Raw genomic sequence first — 3,727 nt, 5'->3', positions numbered from 1 at the left:
CCGAGAGTAGCTCGATCGATTGACTCAACTATAGATCAAAATGCTAGGAACTATACATACATTATATTATCAAACGAACCCAAAGTGTCACAGCGGAACCCCGCTGTGACAGACGCTGGGCCTGTGGATCGCTCAGCCAGCGCCTGTTGGACGGGCTCACGGTGGGCCTTTGATAACGTATCGTTGTGTAATGACATCACGACATGACAACCCCTGCGATGAGCACACAGCCTGAGCAACGGTTCCTAAAGATCAAGACGGTCGTCTATGTGCGGGTGAGCACCGCCAACCAAGCCGACGAGGGCGTGTCGCTGGAGGCCCAACAGCACAAGGCCGCCGCGTATGCAGGACTCTATGGGCTGGAGATCATCGACACGATGGTCGATGCTGGGGTGTCGGCCAAGACGCTGCAGCAACCCGGCTTGCAGCAGGCGCTTGGGATGATCGATGCCGGGAAGGCACAGGCGCTGTTGGTGGTGACGTTTGATCGAGGCGTATTTTTCACCCGGTCAGGCGGAGTTGATGTCGGTCTCGCAGTGGGAACGCGAGATCGTCGGCGAGCGCACCTCGGAGGCGATGCGCCACTTGCAAAGGCAAGGGCGCTACATCGGGGGGCATGCACCCTACGGTTTCCAGTTGGTCGCAGGTGCGCTGGTCGAGCAGGCCGTGGAGCAGCAGATCATCGGGCAGGCCCGAGCGCTTCGAGCCCGTGGGTTGTCGTTGGCCAAGATTGCCGCCGAACTGGATCGACGTGGGTGTCGGGCACGCAACGATAAACGATTCCTGGCTCAGCAGATCAAGCGGATGGTGGTCGGTCGATGAGTGCCGATACACTGGCATTGCTGGAAGTCGATGATAGTGAAGACGTGTAGTCGTTTGATGCTCGATCATCGGCTCGATGTGCTAAAAAAGCTCGCTATGTGAACCCAGGCGAGCCAGCCTGAGTGTCTCTTGATCCGGGGTTTTGTAGATCAGCAGTAGGTCCGGTTTGAGGTGGCATTCCCTGTATCCAGACCAATCGCCGCTCAGCTCATGGTCTCGGTAACGGGGCTCCAAGGGTTGGTCGGCAGCCAGTGCCAACAGCACGGCTTCTAACGCTCCATCCAGAGCAGCACGATGTCGCCCCTTGCGCTCGCGTTTGTAGTCACGCTTGAAGGCAGACGAGTGCTCAATCGTCCTCACGCAGATCCGCCATCAGCGTCTCGACACTGGTAAATGGTTTGCCTTGGCCGGCCTCCAGCTCTGCGATCGCTTGCCTTGTGGTGGCATTCGGCACTTTGATCTCGAAGGGAAAGGTCTTGTCCTGAGCGACTCGGACCAGAAGCAGTCGGATCGCATCCGACATCGACAATCCCATGGCCTCAAGCGCTTCAGAGGCTTCGATTTTGACCTGCTGGTCGATGCGTGCGCGCACAACGGTGTCAGACGGCATCAGCGTCTCCGCTTGGATGGAGTGAGTGTGTAGCTGTAGCTACATTGTAGCTGAATGAGCGACAAAGCGGCTTAACCACGGGAAACGCCCCTGTCAACGCCATCGTCGGTTCCAAGGCCCACAGTGGCAACCTGTCGTCTAGGCGGGAGGCTCGGTACATAACGGCCCGATCACTGAATTTGAGAGCCCGTCCCGGCTATCGACTAGGTCGATGGTGTTGCGAACATCGCCTGCAGCGTGCGCAAGGTCGTTTCCAGCGTCGCGGTATCCAGTATCCCCAGATGTTTAACGAGCCTGGCACGGTCGAGTGTCCAGATCTGGTCTAGCACGATGAGCCCCTGTTTGTCCTTGAAGGTGACCGGCACGCGAAAAGCCGCCGGCCGCGAGCCCGTTGTCATGGGGGCCACGATCAGGGTTCGCAGGTGCGCATTCATCTCATTGGGCGAGATGACAACGCAGGGGCGGGTCTTCTGAATCTCACGGCCCACGGTTGGATCGAGTTGTGCGAGCCAAATGTCCCCTGTCTTCATCACCAAACCAAGTCATCGTCGTCTTGGTTGGCAAACGCCGGCCAGACCAAGCCATCCTCACCCTCCTGGGCAAGCCGCTCAGCATCTTCCGCCCAGCCTTCCCGTGGATGGCGGTGAATGGGGCGGATCTCGATCACCCCGTTGCGAACCTGAAGGTCGGCAGCACCCTCAAGCCCGACCTGGGCCAGAATAGGCTTGGGGATCAACACACCTCTGGAGTTTCCCATCTGACGAATGGTGACTTCCATCTTGGCATCCTCGGTAAAGACAACACGGAAGCACAATGTTAGCACAGGCGGTCTGGATAGGACCGCACGGATCGAATCAATCCTCAGCCTGGCGCTGCTGGCTCGCCCTGACTGTGCCCTACCGCTCAAACGGCTTGCGACACAGCACGAGGCGCGGGAGCGTGGGCAATCGCGATCCAATCTGACCCGAGCGCTCTACAGTGGCTTGTCGATCAGTGGCTTATCCTCTTGAAGAACCGTTCTCCGATAGACTTATCCACAGCCTTTGTGGATCGTTCGGGCGGCTGGACACGCCTGTTGGGTCTGATCCTTGCTTGATGCGCTCCAGAGGCACAGGCTCACATCTCCGGGAGTGGGTCGTCGAACTCGGGTGACTGCGAATCGGTGGACTGCGGATCAGGTGGTGCTGGAGGCGCTGTGCCATGGGGTTGGCTGCGGCGTTGTCCAGGACGTCCCGTGCGGGCGGTGATGACCGCATCGGCGAGCAGCGACCAGCTTTCTCGTATCTCACCCTCCTTGCTGGTGTACTGACCACGCACCACTTTTCCCATCGCCGAGACCATTTGTCCCTTCTCGACGCGCGCCAGATCGTCAGCAACACGGCCAAAGGCCAAGGCGTCGATCCAGAACGTTTCTTGCTCGGGAGCATCCCTGTTGGACACATCAACCGCTAGGCGCAGCGTGGTCATCGGTTTGCCGGCCTTGGTCAAGTGTTGGCGAGCATCAAAGGCCGCGCGTCCATAGATCGTGGCGTGCATGGTCATGGTCGGGACTCCTCTGCAGGGCTGACACCGATACCGCACGCGAGGTCCAAGCACGGGTCTTGTGGTCAGGAGGGGTACCCATGGTAGCAATCCTGTTCAGCTCCAGGAACGGCTTGGTGGAAGACACGACGCCGCCATGGCCTCGAAACGCACCAAGGCGCTGCTCAAGCCCCGCCTCTCTTCCATGTCAGGCGGGTTGAGCATCATGGGGATTTCAGCGACTTTACGTTATTCAGTAACGTCGGGTTAATTGTTAAAAAAGGCATCTCACCCCATGTAGCACGATTCCACAACGTGGCATCAGCCTTCGGGATAAAGTCTCTGAGTTCAGAGGGACACTCATCATGGGTCAAAGTTTGGGAGTTTGACGGTTATTGTGAATCCAGTCGATGATCGTTGTATTGATGGTGTAGATCGTTGATAAATCATTTTTTCGTCCAATGCCTGAGGGAGACTGACCAAGGAACGATCAAGTTAAAACCGCTCATCGAAGCACGCTTGTACATAAGCAGTCACTTGCTCCTGGATTTCGAGCGGACCATATAAGCTTGGGCGATCCTCTCTATCTAAGTAACCATCCCCCGGCAAAGCCGGGGGCTTTGAATGCGTGAGCCGCTCAAAGCGGCACCTGATTATTCACGAATCTCAGCCAATTCTCTGGCTCTAGTCTAGACTTCAAAGAGGGTAACCAGGCGGAGATCAGCGATGCCGCAGAACAAGATCCAGTTTCAGAAGGGTTTGAGTCTACAGCAG

Annotated in this window: 6 protein-coding genes and 1 pseudogene; 2 read left to right on the top strand and 5 right to left on the bottom strand. The window is 57.5% G+C overall.

The features are described from left to right. Positions 1 to 203: 203 nt before the first annotated feature. Positions 204 to 479, top strand: a pseudogene (locus AC54T3_RS17220) (recombinase family protein); the annotation flags it as partial. A 43-nt stretch (positions 480 to 522) separates the two neighbouring features. Next, positions 523 to 822: a hypothetical protein gene (locus AC54T3_RS17215; protein ID WP_496626541.1), complete on the top strand. Its 300-nt coding sequence runs from the start codon at positions 523 to 525 to the stop codon at positions 820 to 822. Positions 823 to 903: 81 nt separating this feature from the next. Here AC54T3_RS17215 and AC54T3_RS17210 read toward each other — a convergent pair whose 3' ends face one another. The 5 genes from AC54T3_RS17210 to AC54T3_RS17190 form a co-directional block, all read right to left on the bottom strand. Continuing rightward, entirely contained in the window at positions 904 to 1,182 is a 279-nt protein-coding gene (locus tag AC54T3_RS17210) for a type II toxin-antitoxin system YafQ family toxin (protein ID WP_496626539.1), read from the bottom strand. Continuing rightward, complete coding sequence (locus AC54T3_RS17205; protein WP_496626538.1) at positions 1,169 to 1,414, bottom strand: type II toxin-antitoxin system RelB/DinJ family antitoxin; 246 nt, start codon at positions 1,412 to 1,414, stop codon at positions 1,169 to 1,171. Before AC54T3_RS17205 ends, AC54T3_RS17210 begins: the two co-directional genes overlap by 14 nt. A 221-nt stretch (positions 1,415 to 1,635) precedes the next feature. Beyond that, positions 1,636 to 1,962, bottom strand: a complete 327-nt coding sequence (locus AC54T3_RS17200) for a type II toxin-antitoxin system PemK/MazF family toxin (RefSeq protein WP_496626540.1) — start codon at positions 1,960 to 1,962, stop codon at positions 1,636 to 1,638. Continuing rightward, positions 1,962 to 2,210, bottom strand: coding sequence for an AbrB/MazE/SpoVT family DNA-binding domain-containing protein (locus AC54T3_RS17195; protein WP_496626537.1), 249 nt, complete (start codon positions 2,208 to 2,210; stop codon positions 1,962 to 1,964). The genes AC54T3_RS17200 and AC54T3_RS17195 overlap by 1 nt, the downstream gene beginning before the upstream one ends. Before the next feature lie 338 nt (positions 2,211 to 2,548). Next, positions 2,549 to 2,974: a single-stranded DNA-binding protein gene (locus tag AC54T3_RS17190; RefSeq protein WP_496626536.1), complete on the bottom strand. Its 426-nt coding sequence runs from the start codon at positions 2,972 to 2,974 to the stop codon at positions 2,549 to 2,551. Positions 2,975 to 3,727: the final 753 nt, after the last annotated feature.

This window comes from Halochromatium sp. NSM3 (assembly GCF_059621085.1).
The sequence above is the reverse complement of the archived record's forward strand: the minus strand, read 5'-3'. Positions and strand labels throughout refer to the sequence as shown.